This window comes from Flavobacteriaceae bacterium, assembly GCA_014075215.1.
In the GTDB taxonomy this organism is placed as follows: Bacteria; Bacteroidota; Bacteroidia; order Flavobacteriales; family Flavobacteriaceae; genus Polaribacter.
This window is the reverse complement of the sequence record CP046177.1, coordinates 2,994,129-3,010,757: the sequence shown is the minus strand read 5'-3', so window position 1 is coordinate 3,010,757 and position 16,629 is coordinate 2,994,129. Positions and strand designations below refer to the sequence as shown.

At 32.0% G+C, this 16,629-nt stretch carries 17 protein-coding genes and 2 pseudogenes; 7 read left to right on the top strand and 12 right to left on the bottom strand.

Annotation, left to right across the window (positions count from 1 at the left end):
* Positions 1-197: 197 nt before the first annotated feature.
* The 3 genes and pseudogenes from GKR88_14925 to GKR88_14915 form a co-directional block, all read right to left on the bottom strand.
* Positions 198-917, bottom strand: a complete 720-nt coding sequence (locus tag GKR88_14925; protein ID QMU65448.1) for a hypothetical protein — start codon at positions 915-917, stop codon at positions 198-200.
* The gene (locus GKR88_14920; protein QMU65447.1) at positions 904-2,073 is read right to left on the bottom strand and encodes a hypothetical protein; all 1,170 of its coding nucleotides are present in this window, start codon (positions 2,071-2,073) and stop codon (positions 904-906) included. The genes GKR88_14925 and GKR88_14920 overlap by 14 nt, the downstream gene beginning before the upstream one ends.
* 904 nt (positions 2,074-2,977) lie before the next feature.
* A pseudogene (locus GKR88_14915) lies at positions 2,978-3,319 on the bottom strand (hypothetical protein).
* Between the two features lie 149 nt (positions 3,320-3,468).
* On the opposite strand from GKR88_14915, the gene GKR88_14910 reads away from it, so the two are divergent.
* A complete protein-coding gene (locus GKR88_14910) occupies positions 3,469-3,804 on the top strand; it encodes a helix-turn-helix domain-containing protein (GenBank protein ID QMU65446.1) in 336 nt (111 codons plus the stop codon).
* A gap of 14 nt (positions 3,805-3,818) precedes the next feature.
* Here GKR88_14910 and GKR88_14905 read toward each other — a convergent pair whose 3' ends face one another.
* The 6 genes and pseudogenes from GKR88_14905 to GKR88_14880 all read right to left on the bottom strand — a co-directional run bounded on the left by GKR88_14905 (position 3,819) and on the right by GKR88_14880 (position 9,882).
* Positions 3,819-4,319, bottom strand: coding sequence for a hypothetical protein (locus GKR88_14905; GenBank protein QMU65445.1), 501 nt, complete (start codon positions 4,317-4,319; stop codon positions 3,819-3,821).
* On the bottom strand, positions 4,288-5,280 hold the full coding sequence (locus GKR88_14900) for a hypothetical protein (GenBank protein ID QMU65444.1): 993 nt from the start codon (positions 5,278-5,280) through the stop codon (positions 4,288-4,290). The genes GKR88_14905 and GKR88_14900 overlap by 32 nt, the downstream gene beginning before the upstream one ends.
* Positions 5,281-5,903: 623 nt before the next feature.
* On the bottom strand, positions 5,904-6,158 hold the full coding sequence (locus GKR88_14895) for a hypothetical protein (protein ID QMU65443.1): 255 nt from the start codon (positions 6,156-6,158) through the stop codon (positions 5,904-5,906).
* Between the two features lie 119 nt (positions 6,159-6,277).
* On the bottom strand, positions 6,278-7,303 hold the full coding sequence (locus GKR88_14890) for a tyrosine-type recombinase/integrase (protein QMU65442.1): 1,026 nt from the start codon (positions 7,301-7,303) through the stop codon (positions 6,278-6,280).
* A 6-nt stretch (positions 7,304-7,309) separates the two neighbouring features.
* Positions 7,310-8,245 (bottom strand): tyrosine-type recombinase/integrase, encoded by a 936-nt coding sequence (locus tag GKR88_14885; protein QMU65441.1) that lies wholly within the window; start codon positions 8,243-8,245, stop codon positions 7,310-7,312.
* A 110-nt stretch (positions 8,246-8,355) separates the two neighbouring features.
* Positions 8,356-9,882: pseudogene (locus tag GKR88_14880) on the bottom strand (hypothetical protein).
* Between the two features lie 135 nt (positions 9,883-10,017).
* On the opposite strand from GKR88_14880, the gene GKR88_14875 reads away from it, so the two are divergent.
* The gene (locus tag GKR88_14875) at positions 10,018-10,347 is read left to right on the top strand and encodes a helix-turn-helix domain-containing protein (protein ID QMU65440.1); all 330 of its coding nucleotides are present in this window, start codon (positions 10,018-10,020) and stop codon (positions 10,345-10,347) included.
* A gap of 32 nt (positions 10,348-10,379) precedes the next feature.
* On the opposite strand, the gene GKR88_14870 is transcribed toward GKR88_14875, so the two are convergent.
* Entirely contained in the window at positions 10,380-10,880 is a 501-nt protein-coding gene (locus GKR88_14870; GenBank protein ID QMU65439.1) for a hypothetical protein, read from the bottom strand.
* Complete coding sequence (locus GKR88_14865; GenBank protein ID QMU65438.1) at positions 10,881-11,798, bottom strand: hypothetical protein; 918 nt, start codon at positions 11,796-11,798, stop codon at positions 10,881-10,883.
* 899 nt (positions 11,799-12,697) lie between these two features.
* Here GKR88_14865 and GKR88_14860 point away from each other — a divergent pair.
* From GKR88_14860 to GKR88_14845, 4 genes are read left to right on the top strand one after another with little or no spacing between them, the layout of a single operon-like run.
* Entirely contained in the window at positions 12,698-13,069 is a 372-nt protein-coding gene (locus tag GKR88_14860; GenBank protein ID QMU65437.1) for a transposase, read from the top strand.
* Positions 13,069-13,926 (top strand): IS3 family transposase, encoded by an 858-nt coding sequence (locus GKR88_14855; protein ID QMU65436.1) that lies wholly within the window; start codon positions 13,069-13,071, stop codon positions 13,924-13,926. Before GKR88_14860 ends, GKR88_14855 begins: the two co-directional genes overlap by 1 nt.
* A 41-nt stretch (positions 13,927-13,967) precedes the next feature.
* The gene (locus GKR88_14850) at positions 13,968-15,053 is read left to right on the top strand and encodes a hypothetical protein (GenBank protein ID QMU65435.1); all 1,086 of its coding nucleotides are present in this window, start codon (positions 13,968-13,970) and stop codon (positions 15,051-15,053) included.
* Positions 15,054-15,057: 4 nt separating this feature from the next.
* A complete protein-coding gene (locus tag GKR88_14845; GenBank protein QMU65434.1) occupies positions 15,058-15,720 on the top strand; it encodes a hypothetical protein in 663 nt (220 codons plus the stop codon).
* Between the two features lie 327 nt (positions 15,721-16,047).
* On the opposite strand, the gene GKR88_14840 is transcribed toward GKR88_14845, so the two are convergent.
* The gene (locus tag GKR88_14840; GenBank protein ID QMU65433.1) at positions 16,048-16,266 is read right to left on the bottom strand and encodes a helix-turn-helix domain-containing protein; all 219 of its coding nucleotides are present in this window, start codon (positions 16,264-16,266) and stop codon (positions 16,048-16,050) included.
* 59 nt (positions 16,267-16,325) lie between these two features.
* Between GKR88_14840 and GKR88_14835 the strand changes: the two genes are divergently transcribed.
* Positions 16,326-16,517, top strand: a complete 192-nt coding sequence (locus tag GKR88_14835) for a type I addiction module toxin, SymE family (GenBank protein ID QMU65432.1) — start codon at positions 16,326-16,328, stop codon at positions 16,515-16,517.
* Positions 16,518-16,629 lie beyond the last annotated feature (112 nt).

The window sequence follows — 16,629 nt, the reverse complement described above, 5'->3', positions numbered from 1 at the left end:
GTAAGTAAAAGCTCACTTGCTCTAGTAAGACAATAGATACCAATGAGGCAAATTTTGAATAGAAATGTGAGTATGGTAAAAAATGTTTTCATTTTATTATTTTGTATTCGTTTTTTTTAGTGGAGACATGTTTTTTTAGCTGTTTTAAAAAGCAGTGTTTCCACTGCTTTTATCTATCATCGGACATGATTTTCAATTCATAAATTGTCTTGGGCTTTGGTAAGATTTGCCGAGAACGAAATAGGAATTTTTAGTTCTTTAAACACCATTGTATATACTTTTTGAAGCTTCAAATAGCGTTCATTCTCTGCATTGTTTTTAGGAATAAAAACAATATGAACACTAAGCTTCGAGGTGTTTTGTAAGCCTTCAGCCTTTTGTAAATAGCGTTTTATTAGTTTCTCGGGATGACGTTGTAATAACAAAACATCGTGAGTGCGATAAAACGATAGCCAATTACTATTCTCCATTAAATCACTATAAATAATAATACGTTTCGAGACGTTTTCTGGAAGTGATGCTAATACTTTAATTTCCGATATAATAGGTCCAAAAATGGAAGAATGAGAGGATGGAATAATAGAATCCTTTCGTGTGAGAAGTTGGGTTAAATTATTTTGAAATCTATCAGCTACTTGTTTCTCATCAACTGCATTACTTAAAAGCCCTCCTTTGCTGGCTTTTCGCACCAATTCACTTACAGAATTAAAATCTACATCCGAAATTTCTAAATACCGAATTAAAAGTGTTTTATCGGTATTGGTCGCATTTGCAAAACCCTTAATTTCTCTGACATTTGGAGTTGCAATAAGTGGGTCAGTTACATCATACAGTATGGTGTATGCTTCTGTTTTCGGTGTTTCTGTCTTGCAACTAGCAAGAACAAAAACCAATAGTAGTATCTTATATTTCATCATTCATATCAGCATTGTTAAACTCTAGTAAACTGTTGTCTTGGAAGTATAAGGTAAGTGGAGGCAGTCCTTGATTATCTTCAAAGCAAATTGGAATCATCGAATCACTTCTAAAATGAATGTTCTTACTAACATACACTTGGTAAGCATCTTCATACATTGCTTTTATTTTCAACTCTACATCTTTGGAGCTACTAATCAACGTTCGTCTTGTAATAAGACTTGTACTCAAATTTTGTTCTAAAGTTTCTAAAGTATTCTCTAAATCATTTTTTTGTGCTATATCTTTTTGAATTCCCTTTTTTGCGTTTTTCCATTGCTGGTACTTTTCAATCTCAGATTTTAAAGGCAGATAATTATACTTTAAAAATAATGCACAAGTGAACATAAATAATTGAATTGCCATAAATTGAAAAGCGGACAATTCAAAGCCAGTTTTTCCGTTAGACATCACCTTTAAATATTCTAACCTAAAGTCCCCCAGCGTTAGAAAAATCCCGCCTACAATACTTAGAATAAGAACTAAAGCTCCGATGAATTGAATTCTGGTATTTGTACGGCGTAAAACGTTACAACCTATTAATGCTGAAAAATATAGAGCCACTCCAAAAACACATCCTACCAACAAACTAAGGAGCATATTAGGCATCAGTAGTTGCAGACTCGTAGCTGAAAATAGTGCCTCTCCAGAGCACAAACCTATAATTCCAGGATATACTTTATTGTATTGTGCAATTCTCTCACGGTACGATTTTAAATTCTCAATGGCTCTTTCCTTAATACGAAGATCATTTTTTACTTTTTTTACTTTCTCCATAAGGCGAGTTTTTTGCCTTTTAAAAATCTTTATTTCCTCGTTCATGTGAAATTGTTGCTGGGAATTTTGAGATGAAGATTTGTAATTAATTACTTCCCTGTTAAAACGAGTGGTCAAAAAATTACTCTGAATAAAATTTTTAGCCTCTGGAGACGGAATATTGTGGCTTGCATCATCCTTTGCTTTTTCTAAGGCTATAGGAATAATTTCATTTACATACACATTTTCAAGTTGTTGTACGTACTGATTATCAGAAGCCTTGATAACGGTATCTATACGGTTCACCATTAATAATTTGTCTATTCGGCATTGGCATCCCAAAGGAAAAGTAATCTGATACATTTTTTTTGGTAGTTTGCTCTTTTTGAACCGGTATCCCCTTACTGAGATAAAAATATTGATATGTACCGGTGCTTGCTGTCATAGCCGATGCTAAGATATAAATTTTTTTTGATTGATGATTGGTTAATTAGTTATTGGTTAGTAATTCCTGGCCCCCGAAGCCCAGCCGTTTTACCAAACTGCCTCTGTTCTTCGGGGACTCCCTTATCCTCCTATTTATACATAATTTACATTCTAATACAGGCTCATCATTAGTTATGATTTAATGGTATTCGCTCTGTAGTTAGAATGTAAATTATGTAAAATAGTCCCAAGCTCCTTGCTGCCTGAGCGCACGGTGGAACTAAGATTGATGATAGTAGCTATGATTTAAAACAGGATGAAGACTACCGCCACCTTTCGCCGGCTGGCTCGTTCGCTAAAAAGGTACACTGTACCTTTTCTTAACGCTCCGCCCTTCAACAATTAAATATTTAGTTTGGGTTTCGCCTTTGCTGTTTTTACTGGCAATGGTTTTTACAATCCGTTTTTTAGTTTGTAATTCTCGTAATGGATACAACGCATTTTCTGCTCCGTCTAAATCTTCTATTAATATTACTTTGTTTTTAAGTTCTTGTTTTCCAAAATAATAAAAAGCGTTTTCTGATAATGTAGTAATGCTTACTCGTTCTTCCTCTGGAATGAGTTCGCCTACTTTTTCTTGTAAATGTGTTTTTCCTGTTCCGCTACTTCCTAAACTAATAACGTGTAAAGGTTGTGCTTGTTTGCGTTGTGTAAAAATAAGATACATTACTTGTCGGTTTATTTCTTCGCCAACTACGCCAGATTGTTCTATTAATTTATTAGTGCTTTCTAAGAGATTTGGATTCGATAAAAACGTTTGAGATTCTTCTAATTCTTTTTTAGTAAGTTGTTTTACTTTAGGTTTTAAATTTTCTGTTCTATTCTTAATTTCTTGCAATCGGTATTTTTCTAATTCTTCTGTGAGTTCGCTTAAACTTGCTGATATTATTGAAGTTCCTATTTCTAACTTTTCTGCAACTTTTCTTATAAATTTCTCTAATTGTGTATCGTTGTATAAATCAAGATTATGCCTTACTGGTGGTCTACTACTTTCTTGTAACTGTACTTTTAAAGTACTTCTCATTCTGTCTAATCCTTCTAATTTTATTCCTCCTAAAACTGTAAGTTGTAGTATTTCATTCTCATAAATTAATTGGTCTGGATTATTAGAATTTAGTTTCATAAAAATATTTTACTGTTCATTTATTACCCAAAATTACAACTTATGACTAATTAAACAAAATATTTATTGCTTTTTTATATCAATTATGAACGGTATATTTGTAAATACAGTTATTTAACTACTTTTTAATACCATATTTGACTTTATATATGCAGAGTTTTGGAAAAAAATTACGAGAATGTAGAGAAGCTAAAAACCTTTCGCAATCGGCTTTAGCTAAATTGCTAAATACCAATCATTCTATTATTGGTAAATATGAGCGTAACGAAGTGAAGCCAACTATTGATGTAGTCAAAAAATTAGCAGAAGCTCTTGATACTAATGTTGGGTATTTACTTGGGGAAACGGATAATTTAAACGTGCTTAAAGATTCTTCTATGCTTAAACGTCTTAATGATATTGCAAGTTTCTCTAAACAAGAACAAGAACATATTTTATTTGCGCTTGATGCTATGATTACTAAAATTAAATTGGGAAGTATTTAAAAGGAAAGAAGAGCCTAAAGCTCTTCTTCCGTTAATACATCCATACCTGTTTTATTAATTGTTTTATCAGGATTTCTAAAAAAATTAAACCATCCTGTTTTAATTCTTCTTGTAATATTTAATAACGAAACTTCTTTTTCAAGTATTTCTCCTGACTTTAATAATATTTTATCTCTATAATTACCTTTTAAAATTACTTCAAATAATTCTAAAAGATTACTTTCTCTAAAATCATTGGAACAAAACTTACAGCCGCTTATATAAAATTTATGATGTCCTTCTCTTCTAAAAACCGCTGTGATAGTTTCATCAGGATTAGATTTAGATACAACAATCACTTGAAATTCTTCTATTAAATTTTCTAATAAAACAGAATGATTTTTAAAATCGATTTTCTTTAAAAGACGTAGAGCATTTGCGACATCTTCATTTAAGTTGTATGTCGCTAATCCATCTAAAAAAACATCAATTTTTTCTTTACTATTAAAAACCTCCTTTGAAAAATCTTGAACCATTATTTCTAAAACCTCCTAATAAAATGTGATAATTACTTCCGCTACCAAAACTGAAGTTTATGTGAGGAACTTTTGTTCCTGGTGATACTCCCTTTAAAGGTAGCCAATGTTTATGTGCTTGGAATCTAAATCCACCTATTTGAAAACCAGATAAATATCTTTTTGTTGGGCTTCCTCCAAATGTAAATAATGATTTATGTCCTACATCTCTTAAAAACCTAGAACTTCCAAAAAGATTCCCTGCTTTCTTTGTTACTAAAGCTAGTGTAGCTGTTTCTGCTAAACCTCCTGTAAACCGTCCTCCATAGTATGCATATTCCGCATTACCAAAGTCCGTCTCATACAACCAAGCTGCTGTTTGTACATTACTTGCTACTTGTTCGCTATTAACTAAAAGCCCTTTTCCTGGAACAGCAGATATCATAGCCTGTCCAAATAACTGTCCTTTCTTTATTTGTTCCCAACGAGCAGAACCATAATCTTTCACTCCTTGCCAATATAAACCACCACTAAAAGGAACTTCACCAGAACCACCAAAAAGAGTAGACATACTACTCAAATACTCACTAGAAGCTGTGTCTGTACCTACCCAAGTAAGCCCTTCAATATTTGCACTGCCTGCGTGCCACTCCAATTCTCCTGTTTCTTTATTTACATACCAATCATCTGCTTTCGCTCCATCAGGGTCAATTTGATTTACCCAATTATTTCCCATACTCATATATGGCGATGGATATTGTTGTGCTGGGTCTGGCGCCATCCATCTATTTATTCTTGGGTCGTATAATCTCAACTGGAATGCAACTTTTCCAGTCTCTTGGTCAAGCTCCTGACCTTGATAGTTATATCTATACGAACTTAACACATTTTTAGAAGCAGTTTTGTCATTTTTACTATGAACTACTTTTAAAAAATTTGATTTTTTATATGTTAGTTGTTGGCATCCCATTTGAACACACAATATATAAACTTTTGATTGATTCCACGCTCCAAAAATCCAGTATTTTATTTCATAAAAATCCCCTGTATTTTTTCCGCTTCCCTACCCTCGATATGTTACATAATTGGCATTATAAGTACGCTTCGCACAGTTTTTTTGATTGTTATTTTTTAGTGGTAAAAAAACTGTCGTTATAATGTCAATTATGTAAAATACTCCCGTAGCTTCGCCCCAAGCTGCCGACCTTTGCAGTGGAACTTCAATGGATATTTTTAGTTATGATTCAGAAAATTGTGAAGAAGTTTTCATTTTAAAAAGCAACGAAAATCCTCGCATCAGCAACCTCTTTTTCGTTGTTTTTTAAAACGTTGGTAATGTATCAAACGTTTTATTTTTAGTGGAAAAAGAGGTGGATAAAGGCGGTAGATTTTCCACTAAAAATAAAATGAACCCTTTTTCACAAAGCTGATTACGTACTGATTGGCAAGCCAAACGGCGTTTGAGTGTGCCTGCGTGGCGAACGCAAAATAAGGCGTAGCCATAGCGCAGCGCCAAACTTGACGTGAACACAGATGGGCGACCAAGGAGCCCTGTGGACGCGCCACAAGTATTTTTTGTTCCTATGTTTGAACAATCTTTAAATATCAAAAAAATACGCAGTAGAGTTTGGCACCAGCGGCTGCGCCCAATGAAGCAGCGGTGGATTTTTGCTTGTCCTGAACTTGTTTCAGGACAAGCAAAAATACAGGGTAGCTGCGGGTGAACGAAGCAGAAGAAGGGAGCAGCAGCTTTTTATAAGCCGGAGCGAAGCGCAGAAGCGTTAAAAAGTGCTGCATAGCATGGGCGGAGTGAACACCTTTGATTCCGCTATAGATGGTTTCAAGTTTGAGAAGTTTCAAGTTTCAGGTTTTGCTAAATCACTGGCCAGAAGCCTTGTACTATCAATTTTTATTATGGTGCTATCAAAAAAATTGATAATAGAAAGTGCGGGATTGGGGTTTCAGATTCCAGGTTTTTATCAGCCAATTGGATGATATTTACCTATATCTTCTTTTAAATCTTCTAAGTCATTTATTAGATAATTTTCGGTGGAACTCACGTAACGATGCCCTGCAAAGTATTGTACTTCACGAAGATTATACACTTTTAGCCAACCGGTAATTACCGAAGCTCTGATTTGTTGTACGCTTTGAACTTGTTTGTTTTGTTTGTGTAGTTTACCCATCAGCTTTTGCATCACGTTCTGTAATTTTAAACTGCTTCCCTGAGTAACAAAAAACAGGTCTGTTTCTTTCTTAGTCTCATTTATAATTGTTTGCCTTACCTGCAAGGTGTATTCCATAAAATCCAAGATTTGATGTGATTCCAGTTTTAAGGTTCTTTCGTTACTTCGGCGACTGCCTTTAATGTAGATTGTTCCCTCTCGTAATTTTACATCTTTGGTAATTAAGTTCTGTATATCATTTGTATTTAATCCTTGATAAATTAACAGACTTATAATGATTTCATTCCGTTTTTTAGACAAACTTATTTTGGATGAGTTCCCTGCCTCCGCAGGGACACGTTTGTAATCAAAGTATATTTTCTCTAACTCTTGTGTGCTTAAAATGTTGTGTAAGATTCTTCGTTTAACACCTTTGATTTGTACATTTAGCGTTGGATTTTCTGTTACAAAACCCAACTCTTGAAGATAATTGTAATATTGCTTTAAACTCGCTAAAACTGTTGCAATAGTAATTTGTTTTACCTTTCCTTTTTTGCTTTGGATATAATGTGTAATATCGTTGTAACTAACTACTTCTTGTGTAATGTTTTGTTTATCTAACCACTTTTTATAGCGTTCAATATCCTTTAAATAGCGTTCGCCACTTTTAATACTGTACCCTTTTTGAAGTAAGTATTTTATAAACCCTGGTTGGTCTTTTTCATTTTGTAATCGTTGTAATAATTCCAGTTCTGCATCTTGGGTTACTTTCTTTTTTCGTGTAGAACTATCTTTGGTTTTACCTAGCGGTGAAGCACCGCTGCTATTATTTTTTCTCATCACTTTTTAATTATCTCCTGACATTGTCAGGTGGGTATACACTTGGGTGGATTCTAATGAATTATGTCCTAAAAATCTGCTGATGTTTTCTAATGACATTCCATTTGAGAGTAAATGTGTAGCAATACTATGACGTAAAACATGCAGGCGTACATTCTTTTGTTGTAATCGGATATCGTCTGTTCTTTGTTGTAATAATTTTAAGCGTAATGCTATCGATACTGTGTGCATACGTTTACCTCGCTGACTGATAAAAAGTGCCGATTCCCGTCTATCTTTTACAAGCTGTGGACGACTATCGTAAATGTACTCTTGCAAGTATTCACTATTGGTTTTATTAAAGGGTACTAACCGTTCTTTATGGGCTTTTCCTTTCTTGATGTGCAACACCTTTTTATCAAAATTGATATGGTCAACATTCAAGTGATACCCCTCATTTCGTCTTGCTCCACAGCCGTAGAATATGGTGAGCATAGCCCTGTCTCTGGCATTTAATGGTTCCAATTGTGTATGCTCGTTGTAACCGTAGGTTACTTTGTATAATTGTCTAATTTCTTCTCTAGTTAAGGTTTCAATATGTTTGGTCTCGTCATTTTCCCAGTCAATGTTTAATTGGGGCAAGAGCATCTTGCCGCTTTGGCGTAAGTAGTCGGTAAACTTATAGAGTGCTTGTAAATGTTTGTTCAGACTACCATTGCTTAATGCTCCACCTTTTCTATCGTTACTCCGTAATTTTAAATTATTGTAATGTTCTTTTATAATTTGATTATCTAACCTATTGATGTTGTTAATATTGTTTTGTTCTAAAAAATAAAAGAGTTCTCGTATATGATTTGGTAAGTTGTAAACCGTACTTTCTGCATAGCCTAAAATGTCTAACCATTCTCTAAAACTCTTTTCGATATATTGGAAGCTCTCGTTTTTTAAGATTAATTTTTTCATTGCGCATACCCTTTTTAGTGAACTTTGCGAACCACTATATTAACTATTTGATTATGTTTTATTTAGGTAGTCCATTTGTAGATTGAACCACTGTTGAACCATTGAACCGTTTACAGCTTTTTTAACTTCTCCAAAGTCTTGTCTAATATGCTGTTTATCTGTTTTTGTAGTTGGTTGTATTCTGTAGTGCTTACGATTTCATAATGATAACCTGTTGCTTTTTTACCTTGTACTTTCTTGATGTAGTAACCGATTTGTAATTGTAGATTGTAACGCTTTTGATTACTTGGGTTTATTCGTAGAGCTTGACGGATTTCTCGATTTGTAAACTGTTTCTTCTTTTTAGCTTTTAGATAACTTTTAAGGCTTTCAAGGTAATTTCTTGTTGCTCCATTAAGTTCATCACTTTTTCGCAACAAGGTTTCTTTTAAAAGTCGGTTTGCTATTTCTATATCTTGTATGGCTACTTCAATATATTCTTGGCCTGTATCTTTATCGTATTTTTTTTCTCTTTGTAATTGATAATAATAGGTTACTGCTTCTATAAACTGTAAATAATGATTGTTGGTTCGTCTTGGTTTAAACACAGATTTTGGTAATACTAATTGCTCTGCATACCGATTGATAATTCTAATGGGTTTTAATACACGTTGTACATTCTGTAAAAATTCTTGTATTTCCCTTTGTTTGTGTACATCTATTTTACCAGCAGATAATTGACGTTGATAATCCATTATACGCTCGTCCTGTTCTTTGCTTTCATCTAAATAGAGTAGGAAACTCCTGTTTGCGTTATCTTCATAGATTTGCTCCTTTGTGGTGCATCCTGCTACGCAAACTGGACCTTCAACAATTAAATGTATGGTTTTGGTTTTTCCATTGCTGTCTTTTCTAACAATGGTTTTTACAATGCGTTTTTTGGTTTGCAGTTCTCGTAATGGGTAAAGTGCATTTAATAATCCGTCTAAATCTTCAATAACAATGACTTTGTATTTTAAATCTGTTTTGCCAAAATAGTAAAAGGCATTATCGCTTAAAGTGGTAATGTTTATAATATCTTCTTGTGGTATGCATTAGCTTATTTTTTCTTGCAAATGTGTTTTTCCTGTTCCCGAAGCTCCAAAACTTATAACATGTAAAGGCTGTTCTTGTTTACGTTTTGTCATTATTAAATACATGAGTTGGCGGTTTACCACTTCGCCAATAACTCCTGATTCCCCAATAAGTTCATTTGTTTTTTCTAATAGGTTTGGATTGAGTAAAAAGTTAGTAGTCTCTTCAAGTTCCTTTTTGGTAAGCTGTTTTACTTTGGGTTTTAAATCTTCTGTTCTTTTCTTGATTTCTTGAAGCCTGTATTTTTCCAGTTCTTCTGTGAGTTCTGATAGTGAAGCTGCTATGATACTTGTTCCTATTTCTAATTTTTCTGCAACCTTTCGTATAAATTTTTCTAATTGTGTATCGTTGTATAAATCTAAATTATGCCTTACAGGTGGTCGGCTACTTTCTTGTAACTGTACTTTTATCGTTACTCGCATTCTATCTAAACCCTCTAACTTTATACCTCCTAAAATTGTGAGTTGTAAAATATCGTTTTCGTAAATTAATTGGTCTGGGTTGTCAAAGTTTAATTTGTTCATAAGTTTGTATTTATACACTTTACTGTGCAAAAATAACTTTTTGTGTTTAAAAAACAAATCAAAACTGTATTTTTATACCTTGAAAAGTATTTTATCTTTGTATTCTATTACATTTTAAGTTTAAATAGTACATTTATGAGTTTTGGTAAAAGAGTTTTGGAGTTAAGAAAACAACATAAGATATCACAAGAAGATTTATCTAATAAAATTGGTGTACATCAAAATGTTATTGGCAGATACGAACGTGAAGAAGCAAAACCATCTATTGAGATAGCCAGTAAATTAGCAGATATTTTTAATGTTTCTTTAGATTATTTGGTTGGTAAAACAGAACTCTTAATGGATGAAAATATTTCGGAAAGGATTTTAACAATTCAAAAATTGCCTAATACAGACAGAGAACACATACTTTTTACAATAGATGCAATGATTAGAGATGCTAAAGCGAGATTGGCGTATTCGTAAAAAAGAGCCAGTTATGGCTCTTTTTATAACTATTATTCTTTACAAATTTGTATTAAAAATTTTTGAAAATCTAAAAATGATTCTGAAAAATAATCCTTACTAAATAATATATCTTCTCTTTTAAAAAGGATTTTATCGTTTTTAAACCCTACTACAATAATCTTTGAATAATCAGATACAGGAATAATTGTTTTTTCTTTTTTAGAATTAATTGGATTTAATTTTCTGATATATAAACTGTCAATATATTTAATAAATTCTTTTATTTTTAATTCTGATGTTACTCTCTTAATTGATGATTTATTTTTGTTTTTCACATAAATAATACCATCGTTGATATATGATATATGATATTCAACTGCATTATAACTATTCCAAAAAATAATAGAAAGACTATCATTTTTTTGTAAAAAATTACCTCCTATGTCTTTTTTGTTGACGTTTAACATAACTTCTTTATTTAAACTATTAGAAGTTTGTTTCTTACAATGACAAAAAACTAAAATGAATGAAAAAAACAGTAACTTTTTCATTTAATAAGAATTTTTATAACGATTATATAAACCTCTATAAAGAGGATCTACTAAATTACGTCCTGTTTCTTCTTTTGTGTATTGTTGTAAGGCTCTTAAATTAAAGCCTTTGTAATCATCAGTTGTTTTATTCCGTAACTTTTTAAAATTAATAACATTTTTATAGGCTAACCTATGAGATTTTAGATGATTATAATTCCCTTGACCCTTTATAATGTGAGAATACCACTCGTGTACAATTGCAGAACTCTGTACATTTTCAACCGTAGTGGTATAACTGTATTGCCCTGTTGATGTAATCCTATCATTCCAGGAAGAATGCATACTCTTAGGTCTAGAATTCCATCCCCCAGCATCATTTCTATCGAAATAAATTTTACTTCCCTCTATTGAACTAATGTCAAATGTTTTATCATAAACTTTATTACCATCAAATCTTGAAACAATATGGGTTAAAATTGATGATTTGGCAGCACTTGTAAGAAGCGTTAAATCATAAAAAGAACCACCTGCTGTTACTAATTCATCTGCCGTCATTTTAGAAAAATCTAAATCACCATCATAAATTATTGGCTCTCCTGTAAAACCTTCAACTGTATCACCTCTATAAGTTCCGTCACTACCATATACAGGTTCATCTTCTCCACCATCAGGGTCTGTTCTTGTTATTGGATTATTTCCCATTGCCATATAAGGAGAATGGTATTGTCCTGCTGGGTCTGTGGTAAGCCATCTATTTATTCTTGGGTCGTATAATCTCAACTGGAATGCAACTTTTCCAGTCTCTTGGTCAAGCTCCTGACCTTGATAGTTATATCTGTACGAACTTAACACATTTTTAGAAGCAGTTTTGTCATTTTTACTATGAACTACTTTTAAAAAAATTGAGTTTTTATATGTAAGCTGTTTGCATCCCATTTGAACTTACAATATATAAACTTCTAATGAATTCCACGCTCCAAAAATCCAGTATTTTCGTATCTCAAAAACCTCTGTATTTTCTCCGCTTCCTTTTCCTCGATATTGTAACATAAAACGGGTTATAATACAGTCGCTTAAATCCTTACTTCGCCCAAACTGTAAGTTATAACCAGTTTTATGTTAAATACTCCCTTTCTCATTTCTTCCATCGCTTTTGCTTACTCGGACGAAGACTAACGCCTTTCAGTTGTTTCATTTTAAAACTTGTCGATTTTCCTCGCTCCAACATCCTCTAAATCGGCAAGTTTTAAAACGTTTTATTTTTGGTGGAAAAAGAGGTGGCTGATGCGTGGATTTTCCACCAAAAATAAAATGACTTGTTTTTCACACAGTTTGCGATAGCAAAAAATTAAATAGCATTCGTAGTGCGTGAGCGTTGGAAGTAGCGTAGGCATTGGCAGAAGTGGCTGCAAAAAGCGTGGGCGATGCTGGCTATTTTACATAATTTACATTATAACTACGGCTTTGGTTTTTCGAGCGTTGGCGGATGTTGGCAGTATTATAATGCCAATTATGTAACTTAGCTTGGGGTAATTTTTATGGCAGATTTTTTGTTTTTGAGCGTTGGCACAGCTTTTTGTGATTGTGAGGAACGAGCAACTTACAAAGTGCTGTTTGTGTGTTGGCTTACAAAAACTGTGACTTAAAAATTATTTTGGCGGTGGCGAGCGGAACAAAACAAAAAGCAGAGGATTTTGAGGAACGAAAAAACTGGATTTTGTTTTGTGGGGATTTTACTTTCTATCTTTTTTATAACCTATTTGAGTTCGTGGTTTTTCGTTTTCTTTCTTATCTGTGACCCGTCCTGAAATATGTATACAAAAAACAACAAGTATATGTATAAAAATGATGGATATGTAAGACGTTATAGTGAGAGTTTTAAACTCAAAGTATTAGCAGAACTTACCAAAGGAAACCATTCCAAAAGACAAATTGCCTTAACTTACGGCATACAATCTAGTACGATAAACGTATGGATTAAAAAATATGACCGTAAAGATTTAATGAACACCCGTGTAACCGTGCAAACAGACGACGAATTATCCCGTATTAAAGCCCTTCAAAAAGAGCTAAAACAACTCAAAGATCTTCTTATTAAAAAGGATCTAGATAAACTTGTGAATGATAGTTATCTTGAAGTAGCTGCTGAAAATCTTGGCTATAAAAATGTTGAAGAATTAAAAAAAAACTTAAACATAAAGCCTTAATGAAAATAGCACCGATTAATAGAAAAAAAAGAAGGTACGCCATCGCTACTATTTGTAATGCTTTCGAGTTAAAAAGAGATGCTTATTACAAATATCAAAAAAGGTTTGTTCTTAAAAAACAAATAGAACAAAATGTAATAATGCTTGTTAAAAAAAGCAGGAAAACATTACCCAGAGAAGGTACTAGAAAGCTAATGAAATCCTTACATAATGATTTTAGGAAACAGAATATAAATATAGGTAGAGACCAGTTATTTAGAATCTTAAAAGAAAATAATTTGTTAATTAGAAGGAAAAAATATTCTTCTAAAACAACCAACTCTTACCATCGTTTTTATAAATATAAAAATATCATAAAAGACCTGATCATTAATAGACCTAACCAAGTTTGGGCTTCGGATATTACCTATATAAGAACTATAAATGGATTTTGTTATTTAGCACTTATTACTGATATGTATTCAAGAAAAATAGTAGGCTATGATATTAGTGATAGTTTAGAACTTAAAGGCTGTGTTAGAGCTTTAAATAAAGCTATTTATCAAACTAAAAATACCGAAGAAATCATACATCATTCTGATAGAGGAATACAATATTGTAGCAATGTTTATACTCAAATTTTGAAAAGAAAAAAGATACAAATCAGTATGACCCAAGAAAATCATTGCTACGAAAACGCAATGGCCGAAAGAGTTAACGGAATTTTAAAAGATGAATTCTTCCTCGACCAAACATTTACAAATATCAATCACGCCAAAAAAGCAACAAAAAATGCAATCAAATTATATAATAATAAAAGATTACATTTATCTTTAGATTATAAAACACCTAATTACGTGCACAAAAATGTAGCATAAATTTTAATAATTAACTGTAGCCCTATTTTAGGACGAGACATATGATGAAACACAGTTTATTAATATTAGTTATAGTTTTTAATATTCATCAGTTGGTATATTCTCAAAGTTGTAGTTATACAATTGAAATAATGTATGAACCTGGTCGAAAATTGGTAAATGGAAAAAGTGAATACGATTTACCAAAACAATGGAAATCACTTGGTGGTGTAAAAGGCGGTACAAATTTTTTCTTTCTCAAATATGAAGCCTTTTTAAAAGATGCCAACACATTAAGTAACAATAAAAGAGATAGGTGGAATAAAATTGTAATAACTAACAAATCCAAATTTGAAGTAGGCTTAAACCTGAAATGGAAAAATCAATCTTCAGGTGGTAGAGCATATATAAAACCTGGTGGTAGTTATACTTTTGAGAGTAATATTTTCGATAAACCATACGCAACAGCAGAAATAAATAAGGTAACTTTTAAATTTAATAAAAATGAAAGAAAAAAATACGGAACATATGAAACGAAATATTTAAAGTGTCTTGAAACTGCTGAAAGTGTTATAAATAGATTGTCAATTAAAAATCAAGTTCAGAAATCAAAACAAAATAATAAAGAGGATGATTTTTGGTCCGGTAAGAAAGAATCTAAAAAAGCAACATCAAACATTAATAGAAAAGACGATTTTTGGAGTGGTGGACAATCAAACAAAAAAGCTAAACAAAATAATGATGAAAACTTTTGGTCTGGTAAGGGAAATCAAAAAGAAGAAGACTATTTTAAACAAAAAACAAAGCCTAAAGAAAGTAATCAATTTATCGGTGAAATAAATAGCAATACCAAATACATAAGAATTGTATGTAAAGACCACGGAAGTGAAGATGGAGACAGAGTGGCTTTACTTAACAATAAATCAATTGTAGAATCTAATATATATTTAACTAATTCCCCAAAAACATTTAAAATCCAATTAAAATGGGGTATGAATCGTATAGACTTTAAAGCATTAAATCAAGGAACTGCTGGACCAAATACCGCAAAGTTTGATGTTTATGACGACACAGGAAAACTAATATCTTCTAAAGAATGGAATTTACTTACAGGCTTTACAGGAACTTTATTAATCACTAAATTTTAAAAAAATGAGAGCATTTTTAATACTATTATTATCTCTAATTAGTTTTAATTCTTATTCGCAATTAGATGAGAACACAAAAGCAAAGCTTTATTTTGTTGAAGCAGAAAAACAATTCAATCAAAATAATTATACTCAAGCTATTGAATATGTAGAAAAAGCAGAACGAGAATTAGGTGCTCCTAATGCTAGGACTCTTAATTTAAAGATTAAGGCTTTTTACAATGATGGAAAATTTAAAAAAGCTGAAATAGCTTTAAATCTATTCATTAATGAGCATCAAAAGAATGCTACTAAAAAAATCAAAAATGAGACTTTAAGCTATTTTGTGAGGATAGAAAAATCTGTCGAAGAACAAAACAAAGAAGCGATCAGATTGGCGGAACAAAGAAAAATAAAAGAAAGAGAAAGAGTAGCAAGGTTAGAAAAAGAAAGAGTAAAAAAAGAGAGACTAAAAAAGATAAGTGAGGACTGCTCTTATGTAAGATGTACTAATTACTGTTCAAGTGGAAAAGTAACTAAAACTGGAACAAGGACTTGTCAAACCTGCTGGGGTGTGGGTAATTTAGGATATACAAAAATTACTTCCAATGGTTATGGTGGGTTAAGTGGAGGTACATTAAAAACTTGTACAGGGTGTTATGGAAAAAAAAGAAACAGTTACTTATAAAGTTAAATGTAAAATATGTAATGGAAAAGGAAAGCTATTTAAATATAGAGGTAGTTTAAATCCAACTTCAAGTGAACTGAATGAGGTCAAACGAAAATATTTCTAAATACTTGTGCTAACACGGTGTATAAGTAATAGCGGTTTAAGTGATAAAACAAAAGTATAAACATAAAACAAAGGTCAGTGCCAAACTGAAAGATTTGTGAGTAGAAATCCGCTACTACTCATACACAAGACCGTTGGGCGCAATTGGCAATAAAATGATAAAATCTGTTGGTTATCAAATAAAGTGGAATCATACATCTAAAGTAATACAGTAAAATTGAGCTATTTTAGAAGTACAGAAACCGAAATTTCTAATCCATCAGCAATTTTCATCAAAGTAAACAAACGAGGATTCGTTTTTCCGTTTTCAATCATATACAATTGAGTTCTTCCAATTCCACAATCAAAAGCAAAAGACTTTTGGTCAATCTCTTTTTCTTCTCTTAATTGCTTGATTTTAGCACCTAATTTTTTAAAATATTTTAATTCTTTTGTGTTCACTATACCGAATTTAGATAAATTATTTATATATTGTGTTCGTCATAACGAACAAGTTTTTAATGAGTCGATTTAGAAAGCTAAAAATTTATCAAAAATACCAATCTCGCGAATGGAGTAAATATGCTGTTGTTCCTGAAATTCGACTTGAAGGAAAATGGTTGAGAGAACTTGGATTTGAAATCGGAAAAGAAATTGAGATTGACCAACAAAAAAATAAACTGACTATTACACTAACTGACAAAAACGAATGAAAAGTAACATACGCCCAACACGGTATATAAAAAATAGCGGTTTAAGTGCTTCATTTAAAGTTAGTTTTGTAAATTTAGCATTAGGTATAAATTGAAAAGTCAGTGCTTTTAA

Excerpts from the sequence above, each read along its gene's own strand:
- GKR88_14920 (QMU65447.1), bottom strand. The coding sequence starts at position 2,073 with ATGTATCAGATTACTTTTCCTTTGGGATGCCAATGCCGAATAGACAAA.
- GKR88_14890 (QMU65442.1), bottom strand. The coding sequence starts at position 7,303 with ATGAGAAAAAATAATAGCAGCGGTGCTTCACCGCTAGGTAAAACCAAA.
- GKR88_14835 (QMU65432.1), top strand. The coding sequence starts at position 16,326 with ATGAGTCGATTTAGAAAGCTAAAAATTTATCAAAAATACCAATCTCGC.
- GKR88_14860 (QMU65437.1), top strand. The coding sequence starts at position 12,698 with ATGTATAAAAATGATGGATATGTAAGACGTTATAGTGAGAGTTTTAAA.
- GKR88_14925 (QMU65448.1), bottom strand. The coding sequence starts at position 917 with ATGATGAAATATAAGATACTACTATTGGTTTTTGTTCTTGCTAGTTGC.
- GKR88_14875 (QMU65440.1), top strand. The coding sequence starts at position 10,018 with ATGAGTTTTGGTAAAAGAGTTTTGGAGTTAAGAAAACAACATAAGATA.
- GKR88_14870 (QMU65439.1), bottom strand. The coding sequence starts at position 10,880 with ATGAAAAAGTTACTGTTTTTTTCATTCATTTTAGTTTTTTGTCATTGT.
- GKR88_14845 (QMU65434.1), top strand. The coding sequence starts at position 15,058 with ATGAGAGCATTTTTAATACTATTATTATCTCTAATTAGTTTTAATTCT.
- GKR88_14855 (QMU65436.1), top strand. The coding sequence starts at position 13,069 with ATGAAAATAGCACCGATTAATAGAAAAAAAAGAAGGTACGCCATCGCT.
- GKR88_14865 (QMU65438.1), bottom strand. The coding sequence starts at position 11,798 with ATGGGATGCAAACAGCTTACATATAAAAACTCAATTTTTTTAAAAGTA.
- GKR88_14905 (QMU65445.1), bottom strand. The coding sequence starts at position 4,319 with ATGGTTCAAGATTTTTCAAAGGAGGTTTTTAATAGTAAAGAAAAAATT.
- GKR88_14910 (QMU65446.1), top strand. The coding sequence starts at position 3,469 with ATGCAGAGTTTTGGAAAAAAATTACGAGAATGTAGAGAAGCTAAAAAC.
- GKR88_14850 (QMU65435.1), top strand. The coding sequence starts at position 13,968 with ATGATGAAACACAGTTTATTAATATTAGTTATAGTTTTTAATATTCAT.
- GKR88_14885 (QMU65441.1), bottom strand. The coding sequence starts at position 8,245 with ATGAAAAAATTAATCTTAAAAAACGAGAGCTTCCAATATATCGAAAAG.